Raw genomic sequence first — 19,165 nt, 5'->3', positions numbered from 1 at the left:
ACGGAACTCCGCCCTCAGCCGTCGAGCTCCGTTCACTGTGCGGCGCCACGGGGCGCGAACGAGTTGCTGAAGCTCTGACCCGAGCGGACCAGTTGGCGAGCGGCATCGAGTCGCGCCGTCTCGTAGCGGCGCAGTGCATCGGAGGTGCTGACCCGATTCCCGTTGCCGCCGAGCACGTCGGCAAGGGCGATGGCGTCTTGCGCGGACGCGGCGAAGCCGCTGCCGGTCATCGGCGAGGGCAGATGGGCAGCGTCCCCGACAAGGCACACACGCCCGGAGGCGAGTCGGTGCGGCAGGTATTCGCCGATCGGTGTGCCGATCACCGCGCGACGGCAGATGCAGTCGACAATGGCGTCGCGCCACGGGCTGGGCCAGATTTCCCGTGCCTCGTCGGCAAGTTCGTCGAAGGTCGCGTCGGGCACGTCAGCCGCTCGGAGCGTGCGCTGGACAACATCGCCGATCACCGCTCCGCTGGCGCGCAGGAGGTCGTTGCGACCGGAGTCGTACCATCCCCAGCCGATTCGCCGCCTTCCCCGGGCGACTGATCCGTCCGCTCCCGGTAGGTAGTAGGCGTTGAGGCAGTAGTCCCGCTCGTAGAGGATCGCGAGGTCCGACGGCCACGGGCGGGACCGGATCTCGCGTTCGTCGACCAGCCCCAGCCAGATCAGGTAACCGGAGAAGGTCGCGTCGGGCGCCTCGGGGACGACGTGCCGACGCACGACGCTCGCGTGTCCGTCGGCTCCGACGACGAGATCCGCGCGCACGAACTCGCCGTCGTCGGTCACGACCCACGCCGATCGATCGTCCTGGCCCACATCGGTCACCCGTACCGGCGACCGAAGGGAAATACCGGGGTCGGCCTGTGTGACTGAGCTGAGGCCGGCGTGCACGTCGGCCCAGGCCTGGCCGCCCGACGGGAGGATGTCTTTCCCGCCGGGCGAGCGACGGCCCGTCAGGCGCTCCAGCAGTCCATCGCTCACCGGCAGGGCGGCGCCCGTCCGGACCTTCCGGGCCGAGCGCTCCAGCATCGTCACCCGCACCCCGATGCGGGACAGCGCCAGTGCGCTCATCAATCCGGCCAGTGAGGCTCCGACGACGATGGCGGAACCAGGTGTCCCTGGCTGGTGGTCTTGGGTCATGTGCTGTCTCCTGGAACTGTCGGTCATCGCGTTCCCGCACGCACTTCGTCGGCTTCGGTGTCGTGGGACGAGCGCAACGCCCAGGCGGTCAGAATCGCTCCGACGAGTGCGAGCACGCCCAGGCCGATGACGACCACGTGCAGTGCGTCGGCGAATGCCTGCCCGGTGGTCACCGGCACGTGCCGGCCTTGCACCGCGGCGACCGCTTGCGTGGTCGAGGTGCGGGCGGCGGTGACCGAGATGAGCACGGCGGCGGTGGCCGCCACGGCGAGCGACTCGCCGGTGATCCGCATCGTGTTGAACATTCCCGCCGCCGATCCGGACTTGTCCACGGGGACCGTGCTGACAGCGGCGTTGTCCATCACCGAGAAGGCCATGCCGACGCCGACTCCGAAGAGCAGGAGGGGCGGTGCCGAAACCCACGCCGAGGTGCCGCGATCCACCACGACCAGCCAGAAACTTCCCGCCGCGATCAGGACCGGGCCGGCGACCAGCAAGGTCCGCATCGACCAACGGGACGTCAGCCATCGGGCAGCCAACGGCACCAGCAGCACCGGGACCTCGAGCGGTGTCAGCTCGACCGCGGCTCGCCACGGGCTGGCGCCGCCGCTCTGCAGGAAGACGGGAAGGAAGACGTTCAACGCGGCCAGTCCGAACGTCACCGAGAACGGCAGGCACATCAGCGCCGTGAACGAGGGACGGCGGAACAGGCGAACGTCGAACATCGGATGGCTGCTGCGGAGCTCGACCAGGACGAACACGCCGAGCAGCAGGATCGTCACCGCGAACGCCAGCAGCGTCCACAAGTTCGACCACCCGGCCTCACCGGCCCGGATGAACCCGAGGGACAGCACGAGCAGCGCGCCGCCGAAACAGGCCATGCCGGGCAGGTCCGGGCGGGGCGCGGACGGGTCGCTGGAAGCCTGGGTGTACCGGGAAGCGATGAACGCGATGGCGGCTCCGAGTGCGATCACCACGAAGATCGACCGCCAGCCCAGCGGAGCGAGTGCGCCGGCGACCAGAGGGCCGGCGGCGGTGCCGCCGCCGAAACTGGCCCCGAGCAACCCGAACACGCGAACTCGCCGTGGCCCGGAGGTGCTGTGCGCGAGCACGGCCGAGCCGGCGGAGACCGTGGCGCCGGCGGCCAGCCCCTGGACGCCCCGCAGCACGTCGATGACCAGGATGTTGGACGAGACCGCGATGAGCGCCATCGCCAGCCCGAACGTCGCGATGCCGGTACGCAACACGAGCCGGCGCCCGAAGCGGTCCGCCAGGCTACCGGTGGCGAGCACGGTCGCGGCGAAGATCGCGTTGTAGGAGTTCTGCACCCACTGGGTACCGGCCGAGGAGGCGTTCAGGTCGGCTGCCATGCCGGGCAGGACGATCGCTGGGCCCGTCACGGCGAACGGCAGGAAGAAGGAAGCGAGAAGGACCGCGCCGATCGACGCCCGGCTCGCCATCCCCGGGGCCATCGAGGCAGGTGGATCGGAAACCATGCGTCCAGGTTGGAGGATCCGCGAACACCTATTCAGGGCCGGTGTGTACCGGGTGTCGCCCGACCTGGGTACTGGGAAGCCTGGGTACTCGCAGGACTACCCGGCCTTGAGTTCCCGGTGGCAGACTGAGGAAGTGACCGCGACGGAGCCTGGCGACTGGAAGTCCGAACTCGGCGAGTTCCTGCAAGCCCGAAGGGCTGCCGTGGCGCCTGCCTCGGCGGGGCTCCCGGACACCGGTCGCCGCCGCGTGCCAGGGTTGCGCCGCGAGGAACTGGCGGCCCTCGTCGGCGTGTCGACGGACTACTACGTGCGGCTCGAACAGGGCCGCGGTGGCCGCCCCACCGAATCGCTGCTCGATGCCATCGCCCGTGTTCTCCTGCTCGACGACACTCAACGGGCCCACCTGTACGACCTGGCACGTCCTCGGCCCCGCCCCGCCCGGCGCGCGGTCAGGGACCGCATGCCGGACTTGACGCGCCAGTTCCTGGAGACCCTCACCGTGCCGGCGCTCGTCATGACCCGCACGATGCAGGTGATCGGCTGGAACCCCCTTGCGTGTGCCGTCTTCACCGACTACGGGGCCCTGCCCGAGGCCGAACGGAACTCGGCGTGGCTGCTGTTCCTGGACGAAGAGATCGCGGCCCGGCACCGCGATTGGGAGGCGTCGGCACGCGGCACCGTCGGCATCCTGAGAAAGACCGCGGGCGAAGACCCTGGCAACCCTCGACTGGCCGCGCTGGTCGGAGAACTGGCTGTCCGGAGTGAGACGTTCCGGCGGCTCTGGGCCGAGCACCACGTCTTCGAGAAGACCACCGGGCTCAACCTCGTGCGGCATCCCGACGTCGGTGACATCGACCTTTCCTACGTCGCCTGGTCGACGCCGGGTGCGCCGGACCAGATGCTGGTCACCTACATGGCCGAGCCAGGGTCGAAATCCGCGGAGGCCCTGCGGATCCTCGGGTCGATGGCCGCCTCCTACCAGGGGACCGGCAGCGACGACGTCCACACCCGGCGATCCGCGCGGCCGGGCAACGAAACGCGCGAACAGGGGCCGACGTCCAACCCTTCCGAGCCTGGTTCCCAGCAATCTTGAGCCGCCCCGTGGGGAGCGTAGCGCGGAACATATGCTCCAGGCGCGGGGCAGCACGAGTTCTCGGGAGTACAGATGCGGAAGTCCACCTGGGACGTCATCGTCGTGGGCGCGGGCACGGCCGGCTCGGTGCTGGCCGCCCGTGCCGCCGCCCGGGGCAGACGTGTGCTGTTGCTCGAGGCCGGCCCTGACCGTCGCTCGGCGGAACTGCCGGAAGCCTGGCGGTCACCGAATCCCATGGTAGGCCTGTCGGACCGCACTGTCTCGGACATGCTCTGGTGGGACGTGACCTCGTCACGGACCGACGGACAGCCACCCCGTCTGTATGCGCGTGGCCGGGGAGTCGGAGGCAGCTCGGTCGTCAACGGCCAGATCGCGATCCGGCCCCCGATGGAGGACTTCGAGGACTGGTCCCGGCTCGGCTGCGAGGGTTGGGCGCCCCACGACGTCCTGCCGTACTTCGTCAGGCTCGAGGACGACGAAGAGTTCGGAGACCTGCCCTATCACGGGCGTGGCGGCCCAACCCCCATCCACCGCGCTCCGGAGCGGGCCTGGGGCGCGGTGGACCGCGCGCTGGTCGAGTCAGCCCTCGCCGCGGGCTTCCCGTGGGAGGCCGATGTCAACGCACCAGGTGCCTTCGGCGTGTCTCCCTATCCGATCAACTCACGCGGGGGCCGGCGCGTCAGCGTGAGCGACGGTTATCTCGAGCCCGTGCGTGACGTGGAGAACCTCACCGTCCGCGGTGACGCCCTCGTGGACAAGGTGGTCTTCGAGGGGCGACGCGCCGTCGGCGTCCGCGTGGTCGCCGACGGGCGGGCGGTCGTCGAGCACGCGGACGAGATCGTGCTCAGCGCGGGAGCTGTCCACTCTCCAGCCGTGCTGATGCGTTCGGGCGTCGGACCCGCTCGGCGACTGCGGGCCCTGGGGATCGAGGTGCGGCAGGATCTCCCGGTCGGACTCGGTATGCAGGACCATCCGATCGCCCTGCTCTCGTTGCCGTTGCTGTCCGCGCACGCCATCTCGTCGCCGCACGATCGGCACACCAACATATGTGTCCGGTGGTCGAGCGACGGCGGAACGCATACGAACGACTTGCTTCTCATCGCGCTCAACCAAGACGTCTGGGCCATGGCGGCCGGCGACCCCGGGACACGGGCGGGCGCGTTCGGCGTCATCCTGAACAAAGCCCACTCGCGCGGTGACCTCACTCTCGTCTCGACCGACCCGACCGTCCAGCCGCGGATCGACGAACGGATGCTTTCCGACGAACGCGATCTGTCGGTACTGCGCGAGGGCGTCCGCACCGTCGTCGAGCTGGGTGGCCACGACGACGTCTCCCGTCTGTTGTCCCATCCGCTGCGGGAGACCAACCAGCCGTTGTTCGAAGCCCTGTCGAGCGACCGAGCTCTGGACGACTATCTCCTGTCCACCGTCGCGGACGCCCAGCACGGCACGAGCACGTGCCGGATGGGCGCGCCCGACGCCGCCGACACTGTCGTCGACTCCTCATGCCGGGTCCTGGGAACCGAGGGGCTGCGGGTGGTCGATGCCTCCGTTTTCCCCTCGGTACCCCGAGCGAACACGAACCTGGCGACGATGATGATGGCGGAACGCATGTCCGACCGGCTCGACGACTGACGCCCTGAACCTGGCTACCGTCACTGCATCGACTGGTTGTCCTTTCACCTCGGGCGGCGCTCCGATGAGGAATCAGCGGAGTGAGCGGTTTCGGGTGTCCTCACCGAACAGGCCGATGACCGCAGCGGTGATGAGGGAGAACAGGGCGGTGGTGAGGAAGACCCCGACGAAGCCGGCGCCGGCGTAGACGGCTGCGATGAGGGCAGCGCCGCCGACGGCGGCCAGCCGCCCTGCTCCGTTCGACAGGCCTGCACCGGACGCGCGCAGCGTGGTGGGGAAGACCTCCGGGAGATAGGCGTAGATGGTGACCGCGTTCGACTGCAGGAACATCGTGATGAGGAATCCGGCGACGATGGTGAGCCAGAGCGCGTTGGTGAGGGCGAAGATCGCCATGAGTACGGCGGTCGTGAGGGAGATGACGGCCAGGGTCCGGCTGCGCTGCCAGCGGTCGGTCACCAGCATCCCGACGAGCGCGCCGAACGGCGGCGCGACGGACAGGACCGTCGAGATGGTGAGCGCGCTTGACGTCGAGTAGCCGCGCTCGACCAGGAGGGTCGGCACCCAGGAGTTGAATCCGTAGAACGCGACGAGGCCGAACATGAGGGTGAGGACGGTGACGATCGTGATCCGGCGCTGAGCACCGGTGACGAGCTCTGTCAGCCTGCCCTGCGCCGGCGGCGCCGACGGGGCGGCGAGCGCCGGCGGCGGCAGCTCGCCGGAATACTGCGCCTCCAGCCGGAGCACGGTCCGGGCTGCCTTCTCGTCCTGACCGTGTGCGAGTTGCCAGCGGACGGACTCCGGCAGCAGGAACAAGCCGAGAACGGCGGGGATGAGGCCCACCGCGCCCACGACGAACACCCAGCGCCAGGCCTGCGGACCGAGTGGGATGATCAGTTTGGCGGCGAAGGCGACGAACGGCACTCCGAGAAATCCGACTCCGAGGACGGCCGCCTGGCACCGGCCTCGGACCTTGGCCGGGTACATCTCGGCCACGTAGACGCTGAGCACCCCGATGGTGGCCTGGATCCCGATGCCGGACAGAGTCCGGAACAGGCCCAGGACCGCGAAGTTCGGTGCGACCCCGCAGAGGATCGAGCATGCGGAGTAGAGGACCGTTCCGCTGAGGATGATCCGCTTCCGGCCGAACCGATCGGCCAGCCGCCCACCGAGCAGTGCCCCGGCGAACATGCCCAGTAGCGACAACGAGGTCAGGTTGCCGATCTGGGCGATCGACAGGCCCCATTCCTTCCGCAGCGCTGGTGCCGCGTAGGCCAGCACGTTGATGTCGGCGGTGTCACCGAGGGACAGCAGGCCGAGCAGGGGCAGCCACTTCCAATGGGCCCGCGCCATGCGGGGCAGGCGGTCGAAGCGGGCGATGAGTTCCGCACCGCGGCTCTGGGGTGCGGTGTGGGTAGTCGGACCGTCCACGAAGATCCTCCTCGTTGAGGAATGAACACCGCCCGGAAGGGTGGACGACCGGGAGATGTCGGTTGGGGAAGGCGTTTGCCGGGGCTCAGACGGGCAGGCCAAGGAGTGGGACGAACTGCTGACCGCCGTGCATGTCCCGGTCCTCCCGGGACCCCTGTGTCGTGGGCCGCGGGAACGAGACCTTGATGACATGCAGGTCGGGGATCGGGAAGACGAGCACGCTCGCGGAGTTTGCTCCGTAGATGCGGCCGAGCACGTCCGGGTCCGTGAGGCCGGAGGCCGCGGCCCGTTCGAACGAGGGGCGATCGGGCAGGAAGACGTCGATGGTCAGCCAGAACGGGCCCGCGTTCTTCGACCGGATGTACGTTGCGATGTCGTGAAGGCGGGTCACGGTCCCACTTCCGTCCGTACGGTCCGGAACAGGTCCCGCTCGTCGGACACGTCGATCACGTGCTGCAGCACGAACTCGAACGACTCGCCCACGGTGAATGCCGTCCGGACGAGCCGGCGGGCGTGCTCGTCGAGGTCGTCGATCCGGTAGGTGGCGATCCGCGCGGCCAGTGCGGGCAGGATCGCCACGGCTGCCCCGGAGTACGCCGGTGTCGTCGCGGTGGTCGTCACGATCAGAACTCCGCGGCTTTGGTGACGAAGATGGGCTCCTCGACGTGCGAAGGGAATCCACCGCGCACCGCACCGGGCCGGACGTCCTGGTAGAACTCCTTCATGCCCTCGCTCAACGGGCGCGAGTCGGCGGGGGCCAGCCAGAGCCGCAGCAGGTGCCGCTTGCGCTCGGGTTCGGCCCAGTCTTCGAACTCCGTCCGCGCGTGGTAGGTCACGTGGTCGTTGAGGAACTGGAAGTCGCCCGGCTCGAACATCATCGAGGTGTGGAAGCGCGGGTCGTCGTTGAGGGAGATGAGCAGGTTCATCGCCTCGGTCTGCGCGTCGGTCAGCGGGGGTACGCCCTCGAGTTCCTGGGCGGACCAGATGTGCGGCGCAAGCCAGCGCGAGGAGAAGCGGCCGTCCTCGATGCTGAAGATCGGTTGCTGGTAGTACGGCGCCTCGCCGGGCTGCTCGTGGCTCTTCCAGGAGTGGTAGAAGGGTTGCTGGAGCACCTCGAACAGGTCGGGGCGGGTGCGGGCGATCTCGTCGGCGACCGCGACGGAGCTGCAGAACAGGCTCCTGCCGCCACTCTTGGCGGTCCGCAGCACGAAGAGCCCGACGATGTCGGCACTGTCGGTGTGGAAGCCGAGGCCCTGGCGCGACATGTACCCCCGGCCGGTCCGGGTGGTGGGGGACTGGCCGAAGTCCCGGACGTCACCGAGCACGTCGCCCTTGAAGCTCTGGGGACGGGCGGTGCCCATGTGCAGGCCGATGCCCCAGAAGATCAGCCGCAACTCGTCTTTCGTGAACCGCTCGACGGGCAATCCGCGGAGCACGAACAGGCCGAGGTCGTTCTCCAGCCGGTCGAGGGTGAGAGTCAGGACGTCGGCCAGGAGGTCGAGGGGGAATGTCTCCCGGGTCAGCGTCTCGATTGTCGCCCCAGCGGATTTGGACGCGGCGAGCGCGGCTTCGATATCCCTGATGTCCGCGGGGGTGAGCCGGTAGATCCATCGGCTCTCATCCTCGAGGTCGGCGGGGAGCCAAGCCAGGTCCTTGCTCAGCGGTGAGTACGTCACAGCTGTCTCCTTGCACCGTGGTATCCGCTAGATGCTATAGCAAATAGAAGCTGAGTGCGGGCTCGCTGTCAAGGAGTGAATCAGTCGAGCTCGGCGCTGAGCAGCAGGCGCCGCGAGGACTCGACCTGCTCGCGCGTCAGCTGCTCGACCCGGTCGGCGTCCCGCGCTCGGAGCGCGTCGGGGATCTCGCGGTGGATGTGCAGGCCGGCCACTCGTTCCTGGGGTGATCGATGTTCGATCGCACGGATGCGGCGCGCCGCCCGAAGATGCCCGCGCTCGACGCCAGGGATTCGAGCGTCTTCTGTGCGGCGATGCGGGCCAGGGCGCCCCGCAGCAGCGATTCGGCGTAGAGCAGCTCCCGGATCTGCTGGTAGGCCGCGCTCGGCGAGAGACTCGTGTCGATCGAGGGACGAGAAGGGGTTTCCGGCCGGGTCGGCTGTGCCGGGCCGGACCGGCGTGCGGGTCGAGAGCGCTGCCCGGCTAGCCGGGCAGGAGGGCGCCGATACCGCTGAGCACCATCCCGACCAGGGTGTAGGCGCCGGTGCCGAACGCCAGCGACAGGGCATAACCGATCGCGGCGTCCGCGGCTGTCGTCTCGTCCCGTGCGGCAACCCAGTACACGATGAAGTCGCCGTCGTCTCCGGCGGAGAAGTCGGCGAGCTGCCGACCGTCCCGCTTGAGCCGGCTGGTGGCACTGCTGTTGGGGGCGAACGAGTAGTGGTGCTGGTTCCAGGTGAGATCGACGCGGTAAGTGCGGCGCCGCACCTTGCCCGGCCCCGGGACGATGCCCGCGCGTTCGCCGTCGACGCGGACGTCGAGCTCGTGCGGTTGCCGGGTGCCGACGGGAACGTGCTCGGCGCTCGGCTCGCGCACGAGACGGCGGATCCGGACCGTGGGCACGTCGGCCCCCGACAGCTCAACGACGCCCGCCTCCCGGTCGACGTCGGACTTCAGGTCACCGTAGAAGGCATCGGTGAGGGTGTGCATGCGTGGCGGCCTCCCCTGATCCCTGGCGCCATCGTACAGCGCGGCGGGGATCGCCCGCCGTCGAAGCGGCAGTGGTCGCGGGCCGTGCCGGACCGTCCGCAATGGACCCGCACGGGCCAGCGCCGGCGTCGTACCGGATGTCGATCGCGGCGATCTCCTCCGGTGGCGCATCGTCGAGCCCCGGCAGGGCGTGCACCGGCCCGGGTCCGGCAAAACCAGGAGCATCGGCGGGGTGTTTCCGGTATGCATGAGCGATGTCGTGGAGACCGCACGAGCGAAGACCGCGCCGGTGACGAGCACCGCCACCGGCGCACCGCCCGAGGTGCAGCGCCGCATACTGGCGATCCTGTTCGCGTCCCAGTTGCTCAGTGGCGCTGGACTGGCAGCCGGGCTCACGGTCGGCGCGCTGCTCGCCCAGGACATGCTCGGCGGAACTGGCTTCGCCGGCCTGCCCAACGCGCTGTCGACCGCCGGGTCCGCGCTCGCGGCTGTGGCCGTCGGTCGTCTCTCGCACGCACGGGGCCGGCGCCCGGGTCTCGCCGCCGGCTACCTCGCCGGTGCGTTGGGCAGCGCGGGTGTCCTCGTCGCCGCGATCACCGGCACTGCGGTCCTGCTGTTCGTCTCTCTTTTCGTCTACGGCGCGGGGACCGCCACCAACCTCCAGTCCCGCTACGCCGGAGCCGACCTCGCCGCGCCGGAGCACCGCGCCCGCGCCCTGTCCACCGTCCTGGTTGCCACCACGGTCGGCGGTGTCGTCGGCCCCAACCTCGCCGCACCCACCGGTGGCCTCGCCCGTGTGCTCGGCATCCCCACCCTGGCCGGGCCGTTCCTTCTCGCCGGTGCCGCCTACGCACTCGCCGCACTGGTGCTGACCCTCTGGCTGCGTCCTGATCCGTTGCTGATGGCCCGCGCACTGGAGCGCGATCCCGTGCGCGACGGGGGAACGCCTGCGGCGCAGCCGGAGCGGGGGCTGGCGCTCGGCGCGCTGACCATGGTCCTGACCCAGCTCGTGATGGTCGCCATCATGACGATGACCCCGGTTCACCTGCACGACCACGGGCACGGCACGGCCGCGGCCGGTCTCGTCATCGCCATCCACGTCGGGGCGATGTACCTGCCCTCGCCGTTGACCGGGTGGCTGGTCGACCGCTACGGGCGCAGCTCGATCGCCGTCGCCGCCGGGGTCGCCCTCCTGGCCGCCGGCGTCATCGCCGCGGCCGTGCCCGGCGACTCGGTCGCCCTGCTCGCGCTCGCGCTCGCCCTGCTCGGCCTGGGCTGGAACTTCGGCCTCGTCTCCGGGACCGCCGCCATCACCGACGCCCTGCATCCGGCCACCCGGGCCAGAACGCAGGGCCTCGTGGACGTCGCCGTCGGCATCGCGGGTGCCGGCGGCGGGGCGGCGTCCGGCGTCGTCGTCTCCGCCGCGGGCTATCCCGTGCTGGCCCTGGCCGGCGGAGTACTGTCGCTGGCCATCCTCCCGGTCGTCGCGGTCACGGCACGCGGCCGGAGGCAACCGCCGACACCCGGAACGGCACGGTGAGCAGGCACCGGCGACCGGAATCACGAACGCCCACGGAAGCGGGGCCGTCGTGGGCAGGCCGGGAGGATTCGGCGGGTGCCGTAGGGGGAGCAGCAACCAACCGACCTTCCGGGGCCCGGCACCAACTCCCGTACGATCGGGAAAGTCCACTGAGGACCGCCGGGGACCGCCGCCGGCGCGGGACGCGTCGCCGCACTGGCAGGCGAGGTGGTCGTGGTCGCGCCGGCCGGGACGGCGATCGTCCGCCGGGGCCTGGGTGATACGGGCGGCTCACGCTCGCCGCGGGTCGTTGTCCTGGTCGTGCTGACCGTGGCGTTCCGGCTGGCCGGGCATCACTCCAACGGATGAGAAGTGGTGCGGGGCGGCGCGAGGCGGCGCACGCTTCGACCATGGCGTTCGGAAGAGCCGTTGCCGTGGCGGCTGTCCTGGTCGTGGCCGCCGCGCCGGTGGTGCACGCCGAACTCGCGCACGGCGAGCAGACCTACACCGCGAGCGGAACCTTCACTCCGCCCGGGGGCGTCACCTCCGTCTTCGTGGCGGTGTGGGGCGCCGGGGGTGCGGGCAGTGCGGCGCCCCCGCAGGTCATCGGCGGCGAAACGACCCCACCTGCTCCGGGCGGCGCCGTTCCACCCGCTCCCGGTGACGGCACCAATCCACCCGCTCCCGCGGGCCGGGCGGATCCGGTGGCGGGCACCGGGGGAGGAGGCGGTGGCGCGGCCTGGTGTTCGGTCGCGGTCACCCCGGCCACCGAGTACACGATCACCGTGGGCGCGGGCGGGCTCGCGGAGCAACCGGACAGCGCCGCGGGCGGTGAGTCCAGCGTCGGCGTGCCGGGGAGTCCCGCGATGGTCGTCGCCCACGGGGGTGAACCCGGGACCGCCGAGGCGGCGGGCAAGGGCGGCACCGCCGACTGCGGCACCTCGCCCGGGCTCGTGGCGGCCGGGACCGACGGCGACGGCGCGAAACCCGGTACGGCGGGCGTCATTCCGAGCGCGCCGCCGAGCGGGATCGGCGCGGGCGGTGCCCCCGGACAGCCCGGCGCGCCCGGGTACGTCTACCTCTGGTGGTGACTCACTCCTTGCGCGCCAGCGCGGAATGCCGCCTGCTGTAGGCGAAGTAGACGACCAGCCCGATGGCGAACCAGATCGCGAACCGCAGCCACGTCTCCGGCTTGAGGAACGTGATCAGCCAGATCGAGAACGCCACCCCGATCGCGGGCACCACCGGCACCCCGGGGCAGCGGAACGTGCGCGGCAGATCCGGACGGCGGTACCGCAGCACCACCACGGCCACGCACACCACGACGAACGCCAGCAGGATCCCGATGTTCGTCAGCTCCGCGGCCTCGCCGATCGGCAGCAGCCCGGCGATCACCGCCGCCGCGGCGCCGAGGATCCACGTCATCCGCGTCGGGACCTTCTTCACCGGGTGCGTGCCGGAGAACCATTTCGGCAGCAGCCCGTCCCGGCTCATCGAGTACCCGACGCGCGTCGCACCCAGCAGGAACGTGAACAGCACCGTGAGGATGCCCAGGATCGCGCCGACGGCGATCACCGCCCCGAGCGCGGACAGCCCGACCGAGGAGAACGCGCTGGAGAACGCGGCTTCCGGGTCGATGTCGGTGTAGGGCACCATTCCGGTCAGCACCAGGCACGCCAGCACGTACAGCACCATCGAGATCCCGAGCGAGTACAGGATCGCCTTGGGCATGTGCTTCTGCGAGTCGGTGGATTCCTCGGCCGCGGTCGACATCGCGTCGTAACCGAAGACCGCGAAGAACACCGTCGCCGCGCCCGTGAAAGCGCCGCCCAGCCCGAAGGGGAAGAAGTCCGACCAGTTCCCGGTCTTGACGTGGAACGCGCCGACGACGATCACCAGCAGCACGAGCGCGACCTTGAGGTACACCAGCAGCGTTTCGAACCGGGCGGCCGAGCGCATGCCCTGGTTGAGGATGAAAGCGATCAGCAGGCACAGCAGCACCGCGAACAGGTTCACCTTGTACGAACCGGACGCGACACCGTCCGGTTCGGTCCCCGGTGCGCCGGACATCCACAGCGGCAGGTGGATGTCCAGGAACCCCAGCAGGTCGTTGAAGTAGCCGGAGATGCCGATCGCGACCACGGCGACGATCGCGGTGTATTCCAGCAGCAGGTCCCAGCCGATGAACCAGCCGACCAGCTCGCCGAGCACCGCGTAGCCGTAGGTGTAGGCGGACCCGGCCCGCGGGATGAGCCCGGCGAACTCGGCGTAGGACAACGCGGCGGCCGCGCTCGCGATGCCGGCCACCAGGAACGAGATCAGCACCGCGGGCCCGGCGGTCTCGTTGGCGACCGCGCCCGCGAGGGAGAAGATGCCCGCGCCGATGATGCCGCCGACACCGATCGCGGTGAGCTGCCACAGTCCCAGCGTCCGGTGGAGCCCGCCACCGTCGTCGGTCTCGATCCGGTCGACGGGCTTGCGCCGGAACAACTCGCGCGCGGTCATCGGGTCCCCCGATCGGTCCGTGTGGATACGACCGGTCGACGGTACTCGGAACGGGCCCGCCCCGGGACCCTGCGAAAGGTGGCCCCGGGGCCGGGCGGTCAGCCGAACTGGCCGGGCCGGTAGCCGCCGGCGGGCTGCTGCACCATGACGTTCAGCCGGTTGTAGGCGTTGATCACGGCGATGACCGCGACCAGCGCCGCGAGCTGCTCCTCGTCGTAGTGCTTGGCGGCGGTGGACCAGACCTCGTCGCTGACCCCGCCCGCCGCGTCGGCGATGCGGGTGCCCTCCTCCGCCAGTTCCAGGGCGGCGCGCTCGGCCTCGGTGAAGACCGTGGCCTCGCGCCACGACGCGACGAGGTTGAGGCGCACCGGGTCCTCACCGGCCGCCACCGCGTCCTTGTAGTGCATGTCGGTGCAGAAGCCGCAGCCGTTGATCTGGCTGGCGCGCAGCTTCACCAGCTCCTGCGTCGAAGCGGGCAGCGGCGAGTCCGAGACCACCTTGCCCGCCGAGTTGAGGTGCCGGAAGAACTTGCCGGTGACCGGGTTGGTGAACAGGTTCAGCCGAGCGTCCACGATGAACTCCTGTCGGGTTTCCGTTGGGATGACACCTACCTGACGGAACAGCCCGGCGAGATGTGACAGGAGCTCAGACCGCGGCGGCCTTCGGCGCGGCACCGACCGCCCGGCGGCCGCGTTTGTGCAGGGCGGAAGCGCGGAAGTAGCTCAGCAGCTCGGCGATCGCGACCGGGTCGTCCAGCTGCGGGCAGTGTCCCCACTCCTCGCGCAGCATCAGCCTGCTGTGCGGCACGAGCGCATGCAGGCGGCGTCCCGCGGCGGCGGTGACCAGGCGGTCCCGGCCGCAGGCGACCACCAGCAGCGGGACCTTGATCGACTCCAGGCCGTCGTAGGCGCCGGTCAGCTCGGCGACCAGCTGACGGGCCTGGTCCAGGCGCGTGGTGGTCGACCGGAAGTCCGGGAACAGCCCGGTGAACCGGGCCACGTGGGTGAGGTCGGCGGCCGCGCGGTCGGCGTAGAGCAGCCGCGGGACCACGAACTCGGCGACGGTCCGCACGAGGAACCCGGGCACCGGCAGCGGCAGGGACGCGGCCAGGCGCAGCGGCAGCGGGTACTTCCCGACGGTGCGCACGAGCCAGGAGTCGACGAAGCCGGGTGCGGCGATCGACACGACCCCGGCGACCGGCAGCTCGTGGCGGCACGCGGCGCGCAGGCTCAGCGTGCCGCCCAGCGAGTTGCCGGCCAGCACGACCTTGCCGCGGTCGGAGTAGAAGCGGGTGACCGCGGCGACGAAGGCGTCCATCTGGGCCAGCATCGCGCCGGAACGCAGCGGATCCGCCTCGCCGAAACCGGGCAGGTCGACCGCGACCGCGGGGATCCCGGCGGCGGCCAGTTCGGCCAGCGCCGGGCGCCAGGTGTCGGCGCTGTCGCAGTAGCCGTGCAGCAGGACGAGTCTTCCGGTGCCCCGCCTGGGCTTGGGCCCGACTTCGAGCACCCTGGTGCGCACGCCGGCGAAACTCCGATGGCCGGCCCGGACGTCCTCCGGGCCGGCCGGTCGCGAGCCCGGCGGCTCCTCGATCTCCCGCTGCACTGCGGTCATGTACCCAGATTAGCGAGTAAATCTCGGGTTCCGCTCAGTCGACGTGGATCACAAACCGGTATCGGCGCGATGTCAACAAGGCGTCCGCGCTGGTCGGAGCGATTCAGTGGGTGAAGACGACCTTCCCGGAGGTCTCGCCCTCCTGCATCAGGCGCATCCCTTCGGCGGCCTCGGACAGCGGCAGCTCCTTGCCGATCCGCGGCCGGATGCCGGTGAGTTCGAGGTAGCGGAGCATGTCCTCCAGCTCGTCGCGGGTGCCCATGGTGGACCCGGCGACGCGCAGCTGGAGGAAGAACACCCGCTGCAGGTCCGCGCTCGGGTCCGGGCCACTGGTCGAGCCGGACACGACCACGATCCCGCCCGGTTTGAGCGATTTGAGCGAGTGGCCCCAGGTCGCCTTGCCGACGGTCTCGAACACCCCGTCCACCCGCTCGGGCAGCCGCGCACCGGACTCGAACGTCTGGTGCGCGCCCAGCTGCTCGGCCAGTGCCCGCTTCTCCTCGGAGCGGCCGGTGACCCACACCCGCAGGCCCGCGGCGCGACCGAGCTGCACGAGAGCCGTGGACACGCCGCCGGAGGCGCCCTGCACGAGCATTGTCTGACCGGGCCGCAGCCCGGACTTCACGAACAGCATCCGGTAGGCCGTCAGCCACGCCGTGCCCATCGTCGCGGCCTCGGCGAACGACAGCCCGGGCGGCTTCGGCACGGCGTTGCGGGCGGGGACGATCACGTGATCGGCGAAGGTGCCCTGGTGCTTCTCGGTGAGCAGTGTGCGCTTCGGGTCGAGGGTGTCGTCGCCCTGCCAGCCGGGCGCGTTGATCACCGAGTGCAGCACGACCTCGGTGCCGTCCTCCAGCACGCCGGCGCCGTCGCAGCCGAGGATCATCGGGAACTGGTCCGGTTTGATCCCGACCCCGCGCAGGGTCCAGATGTCGTGCATGTTCAGGCTGGCGGCCTTGACGGCGACCTTGACCCAGCCCTCGGGGACCTCGGGTTCCGGACGCTCGCCGACGACCAGCGCGTCGAGCGGGTTTTCGGGGTTCGGTTCTGAGGCGTACACGGCGAACATGCCTGCAACGTACCGCGCCGGGGCCCCTGGCGTACCCTGATGAGGTGTTCGACGGCTTCGCCAACTGGTGGGACAACGCGGAACTGTGGCTCGCGCAGCTGTGGTTCCCGCTGCAGTTCCTGCTGGTCATCGCGGTTCTCGCGCCGCTGTGCCTCGGCGTGGCGTGGCTGATCGACCGGATCGTGGACCGGGTGGCCGCGTGGTTGCGGGCGGGCCGCGACGAGGACGCGTCGAGCCGGTCATAGGGTGTCGCTGGTGTCAAGCAGGAGGCGGATCACCGTCGCGCTGGTCGGGCTCATCGTGCTCGTGTTCGCTGGGTGGATCGTCCGCGAGACGACCACGTCGACCGAGCCCGAGGCGGGTCTCACCGCACTGTCCGGTCTGCCGCCCGAAGCCGGGCAGACGTGGCGTCTGATCCAGGCGGGCGGCCCGTTCCCGTACCGCACCGACGGAACCGTGTTCCAGAACCGGGAGCAGCGGCTTCCCGGCAGGGAGAGCGGCTACTACCGCGAGTACACGGTGCCGACGCCCGGCAGCGAGGACCGCGGTGCCCGGCGGTTGGTCACCGGGGGGCAGGCCGAGCTGTACTACACCGGCGATCACTACGCTTCCTTCGTCCAGGTCGACCCGTCGAAGTAGCGAGAACAACCCATGTCCCAGACGTCTTCGCAGATCGTCGAGCAGGCCCGCGCGCGTGGCGCCTACTCGCACCTCATCGGCAACCGCCCGGCGGACAAGATGGCCGCGCTCGACGCCATCGCGTCCGCCCTGTCCTTTCCGGACTGGTTCGGCCGCAACCTGGACGCGCTGTACGACTGCCTCACCGATCTGTCGTGGCTGCCCTACGGCGAGCACGTCCTGGTCTGGGCGGGTTCCGACCTGCTCAAGGACGCCGACCCCAAGTCCTACCTGGCGATCCGAGGTGTCCTCTCGGACGCCGAACGGGCCCTCGCGCCGGGCGGCGACCGCACCGACCGGCGCCGGCTGACGGTCGCCCTCAGCGACGATTAGTCCTGGGGAACCCAGTTCGGCTTGCGTTTTTCGGCGAAGGAGCGGATGCCCTCCTGCCCTTCCTCGCTGGCGAAGAAACGCGCGGACAGCTCGAGCATGTCGGGGAACCCGTCGGACGGCGTGGCCGGGCGCGGGCTGGCGAGGAGCCGTTTGGTGGCGGCCAGGGCGGCCGGGCCACCGAGGGTGAGCGCCTGCACGTAGCGGTCGGTCTCCGCGTCGAGCATGTGCGCCTCGACGGCGGTGTTGATCAGCCCGATCTCGGCGGCGCGCCCGGCGTCGAACACCTCGCCGGTCAGGAACAGTTCCTGCGCCGCACGCGGGTTCACGCGCGGCAGGACGGTCAGCGAGATCACCGCGGGCACCACGCCGATGCGCACCTCGGAGAACGCGAAGGTCACCTCGTTGGTGGCGACGACGATGTCCGCCGCGGCAACCATCCCGACGCCCCCCGCCCGCGCGACGCCGGACAGCTTCGCGACGACCGGCTTGGGGCTGGACCAGATCTGCTCCAGGATCCGCGGGAACTCGTTGACGCCCTGGTCACCCGCCCCGGCGCCGTTGGCCTCCTTGAGGTCCATGCCCGCGCAGAACACCCTGCCGGTGTGGGTGAGGACGATCACCCGGACGTTGTCGTCGTCCGCCGCCTTGGCCAGCGAGCCGGACAGCTCACGACGCAGCTGGGCGGAGAGGGCGTTCCGGTTGTGCGGTGAGTCGAGGGTGATGGTCGCGACACCGCTCGCCACCGAGTAGTGCACCAGTTCATCAGTCACGGGCTTCACCTTAGTTCGCTGCCCGGCCGCGGCACGTGTCGCCGATCGCGGTGAAGCGGTGACAGAGCGTCAGGCCGCGCGATACCGTGCCAGAGAGCGGTCGGACGCGGGGGAGGATGTGGCTGTGGTCGACGATGGTCCGAAGGCGCCCGCGGTCGATCAGGTGGCGCAGATCTTCGGCGGCGAGGACACCCTGAACACCATGAAGGCCGACGCGAAGCGCATGCTGGCCGACGCGAAGGCGGGCCACTGGGCGGTGGATGAGGAGACGGGGTCACACCTGCGTAGAGCGGTGACGCAGATGCATGACCGGATGACCGATATCGCTCAGCGGATCGACCGGTTGCAACGAGCGCCCAAATTCGGTAATGACGAGTATGCCCAACTCGCCGCGGAGCACTTCCTTAGGGCGATGGATTCGGATGAACAGTCTCTTGTCCGGGTGTTTTTCGCGGCTCAGGAGATGCTCGAAAGTCTTCGCCAGGCTATCGATGTCGCAATCAGCAAATATAACGCGTCGGATGAGTCAGCGGCAGAGGTTTTCAACGCTTTCAAAGAATAGGAATCTGGTGACCATCATCGTTCGTGTTGCGCAGACCGTAACGGGCGTTGCATGTCTTGCGGCGGCCACGATTGCCTGCACCAGTACGGTTGCGGGCACAGCATCGCCCGTCGTGACATCGAGTGCGGCTTCCGATGTTTTCGCCGGCCTCAACGCCTGCCAGGTCCTTGATCGGCTCGTCGCCGGGGAAGGGTTCGATCCGGGGGTGAACAAGAGTCGACGCAATGAGTGTGGCGCCACGAAGCCGGAATTCGGGACGTATGGTCTGGCGCTCGATCCCGTGCAGGGGCTTCGCGAATTCGCCGAGACCAGCGAGGACGTGGTTACTACCTCGGTTAACGGACGTAACGCCCTGCAGGCGTCGATTCCCTTGGGCGGATGTGCGATAGCGATCGAGGTCGGTGAGCACGCTCGCGCGATGGTCCAGGTGTCACTGTCGACTACTCCACGCGATCCGCAAGCGTGTGTGGACGCCCAGGCATTCGCTGAGAAGCTTGAGCCTTTGCTGCCACGGTGAGCCAGTTACCGCTCCTTCCCGAGGTTCGATAAAATTCGGTGATCATCATCGTTCGCATCGTTCAGGCAGTCGTAGGTGCTGCGTCCGTCGCGCTGGTTACGGCGGCTTGCGCCACTACCGTGTCAGGCACGGCGTCGCCGGCTC

Annotated in this window: 22 protein-coding genes; 9 read left to right on the top strand and 13 right to left on the bottom strand. The window is 69.8% G+C overall.

Annotation, left to right across the window (positions count from 1 at the left end; translation table 11 throughout):
• Positions 1–32: 32 nt before the first annotated feature.
• Both HNR02_RS34585 and HNR02_RS34580 read right to left on the bottom strand, forming a co-directional pair.
• On the bottom strand, positions 33–1,166 hold the full coding sequence (locus HNR02_RS34585; RefSeq protein ID WP_246339352.1) for an FAD-dependent monooxygenase: 1,134 nt from the start codon (positions 1,164–1,166) through the stop codon (positions 33–35).
• Positions 1,163–2,635: an MFS transporter gene (locus tag HNR02_RS34580; protein ID WP_179777791.1), complete on the bottom strand. Its 1,473-nt coding sequence runs from the start codon at positions 2,633–2,635 to the stop codon at positions 1,163–1,165. Before HNR02_RS34580 ends, HNR02_RS34585 begins: the two co-directional genes overlap by 4 nt.
• Before the next feature lie 133 nt (positions 2,636–2,768).
• Here HNR02_RS34580 and HNR02_RS34575 point away from each other — a divergent pair, with 133 nt between their 5' ends.
• Together HNR02_RS34575 and HNR02_RS34570 are read left to right on the top strand one after the other, a co-directional pair.
• Positions 2,769–3,728 (top strand): helix-turn-helix transcriptional regulator, encoded by a 960-nt coding sequence (locus tag HNR02_RS34575; RefSeq protein ID WP_179777790.1) that lies wholly within the window; start codon positions 2,769–2,771, stop codon positions 3,726–3,728.
• 102 nt (positions 3,729–3,830) lie between these two features.
• Complete coding sequence (locus HNR02_RS34570) at positions 3,831–5,363, top strand: GMC family oxidoreductase (RefSeq protein ID WP_312861285.1); 1,533 nt, start codon at positions 3,831–3,833, stop codon at positions 5,361–5,363.
• A 72-nt stretch (positions 5,364–5,435) separates the two neighbouring features.
• Here the strand turns inward: HNR02_RS34570 and HNR02_RS34565 are convergent, their stop codons facing one another.
• From HNR02_RS34565 to HNR02_RS34545, 6 genes are all read right to left on the bottom strand, one after another.
• Positions 5,436–6,791 (bottom strand): MFS transporter, encoded by a 1,356-nt coding sequence (locus HNR02_RS34565; RefSeq protein WP_179777788.1) that lies wholly within the window; start codon positions 6,789–6,791, stop codon positions 5,436–5,438.
• Positions 6,792–6,876: 85 nt separating this feature from the next.
• Positions 6,877–7,182, bottom strand: a complete 306-nt coding sequence (locus HNR02_RS34560; protein WP_179777787.1) for a DUF4387 domain-containing protein — start codon at positions 7,180–7,182, stop codon at positions 6,877–6,879.
• The gene (locus tag HNR02_RS34555; protein WP_179777786.1) at positions 7,179–7,412 is read right to left on the bottom strand and encodes a hypothetical protein; all 234 of its coding nucleotides are present in this window, start codon (positions 7,410–7,412) and stop codon (positions 7,179–7,181) included. Before HNR02_RS34555 ends, HNR02_RS34560 begins: the two co-directional genes overlap by 4 nt.
• A 2-nt stretch (positions 7,413–7,414) precedes the next feature.
• The gene (locus tag HNR02_RS34550; RefSeq protein ID WP_179777785.1) at positions 7,415–8,467 is read right to left on the bottom strand and encodes a TauD/TfdA family dioxygenase; all 1,053 of its coding nucleotides are present in this window, start codon (positions 8,465–8,467) and stop codon (positions 7,415–7,417) included.
• 80 nt (positions 8,468–8,547) lie between these two features.
• On the bottom strand, positions 8,548–8,679 hold the full coding sequence (locus tag HNR02_RS36370; protein WP_281377468.1) for a hypothetical protein: 132 nt from the start codon (positions 8,677–8,679) through the stop codon (positions 8,548–8,550).
• Positions 8,680–8,947: 268 nt separating this feature from the next.
• Positions 8,948–9,454: a hypothetical protein gene (locus HNR02_RS34545; protein WP_179777784.1), complete on the bottom strand. Its 507-nt coding sequence runs from the start codon at positions 9,452–9,454 to the stop codon at positions 8,948–8,950.
• A 247-nt stretch (positions 9,455–9,701) separates the two neighbouring features.
• On the opposite strand from HNR02_RS34545, the gene HNR02_RS34540 reads away from it, so the two are divergent.
• Positions 9,702–10,994, top strand: coding sequence for an MFS transporter (locus tag HNR02_RS34540; RefSeq protein WP_179777783.1), 1,293 nt, complete (start codon positions 9,702–9,704; stop codon positions 10,992–10,994).
• A gap of 389 nt (positions 10,995–11,383) precedes the next feature.
• Complete coding sequence (locus HNR02_RS34535; protein WP_179777782.1) at positions 11,384–12,064, top strand: hypothetical protein; 681 nt, start codon at positions 11,384–11,386, stop codon at positions 12,062–12,064.
• 1 nt (position 12,065) lies between these two features.
• Here the strand turns inward: HNR02_RS34535 and HNR02_RS34530 are convergent, their stop codons facing one another.
• The 4 genes from HNR02_RS34530 to HNR02_RS34515 form a co-directional block, all read right to left on the bottom strand.
• Positions 12,066–13,478 carry an amino acid permease gene (locus HNR02_RS34530; RefSeq protein WP_179777781.1) on the bottom strand — a complete coding sequence of 471 codons (1,413 nt, stop codon included), beginning with the start codon at positions 13,476–13,478 and terminating at the stop codon, positions 12,066–12,068.
• A gap of 98 nt (positions 13,479–13,576) precedes the next feature.
• Positions 13,577–14,050 (bottom strand): carboxymuconolactone decarboxylase family protein, encoded by a 474-nt coding sequence (locus tag HNR02_RS34525; protein ID WP_179777780.1) that lies wholly within the window; start codon positions 14,048–14,050, stop codon positions 13,577–13,579.
• Between the two features lie 73 nt (positions 14,051–14,123).
• On the bottom strand, positions 14,124–15,092 hold the full coding sequence (locus HNR02_RS34520) for an alpha/beta fold hydrolase (protein WP_179777779.1): 969 nt from the start codon (positions 15,090–15,092) through the stop codon (positions 14,124–14,126).
• A gap of 103 nt (positions 15,093–15,195) precedes the next feature.
• Positions 15,196–16,161, bottom strand: a complete 966-nt coding sequence (locus tag HNR02_RS34515) for a quinone oxidoreductase family protein (RefSeq protein WP_179777778.1) — start codon at positions 16,159–16,161, stop codon at positions 15,196–15,198.
• Positions 16,162–16,205: 44 nt separating this feature from the next.
• Between HNR02_RS34515 and HNR02_RS34510 the strand changes: the two genes are divergently transcribed.
• From HNR02_RS34510 to HNR02_RS34500, 3 genes are read left to right on the top strand one after another with little or no spacing between them, the layout of a single operon-like run.
• Positions 16,206–16,406, top strand: coding sequence for a hypothetical protein (locus HNR02_RS34510; protein ID WP_179777777.1), 201 nt, complete (start codon positions 16,206–16,208; stop codon positions 16,404–16,406).
• Positions 16,407–16,416: 10 nt separating this feature from the next.
• The gene (locus HNR02_RS34505) at positions 16,417–16,800 is read left to right on the top strand and encodes a guanyl-specific ribonuclease (protein WP_179777776.1); all 384 of its coding nucleotides are present in this window, start codon (positions 16,417–16,419) and stop codon (positions 16,798–16,800) included.
• Positions 16,801–16,812: 12 nt separating this feature from the next.
• The gene (locus HNR02_RS34500) at positions 16,813–17,172 is read left to right on the top strand and encodes a barstar family protein (RefSeq protein WP_179777775.1); all 360 of its coding nucleotides are present in this window, start codon (positions 16,813–16,815) and stop codon (positions 17,170–17,172) included.
• On the opposite strand, the gene HNR02_RS34495 is transcribed toward HNR02_RS34500, so the two are convergent.
• Complete coding sequence (locus HNR02_RS34495; protein ID WP_179777774.1) at positions 17,169–17,942, bottom strand: enoyl-CoA hydratase-related protein; 774 nt, start codon at positions 17,940–17,942, stop codon at positions 17,169–17,171. The genes HNR02_RS34500 and HNR02_RS34495 overlap by 4 nt on opposite strands.
• A gap of 124 nt (positions 17,943–18,066) precedes the next feature.
• Between HNR02_RS34495 and HNR02_RS34490 the strand changes: the two genes are divergently transcribed.
• The gene (locus HNR02_RS34490) at positions 18,067–18,504 is read left to right on the top strand and encodes a hypothetical protein (RefSeq protein WP_179777773.1); all 438 of its coding nucleotides are present in this window, start codon (positions 18,067–18,069) and stop codon (positions 18,502–18,504) included.
• 7 nt (positions 18,505–18,511) lie between these two features.
• Positions 18,512–19,021 carry a DUF3558 domain-containing protein gene (locus HNR02_RS34485; protein ID WP_179777772.1) on the top strand — a complete coding sequence of 170 codons (510 nt, stop codon included), beginning with the start codon at positions 18,512–18,514 and terminating at the stop codon, positions 19,019–19,021.
• The last annotated feature ends 144 nt before the right edge of the window (positions 19,022–19,165 follow it).

The organism is Amycolatopsis endophytica (assembly GCF_013410405.1).
GTDB lineage: Bacteria > Actinomycetota > Actinomycetes > Mycobacteriales > Pseudonocardiaceae > Amycolatopsis_E > Amycolatopsis_E endophytica.
This window is presented reverse-complemented; position numbering and strand designations above follow the sequence as displayed.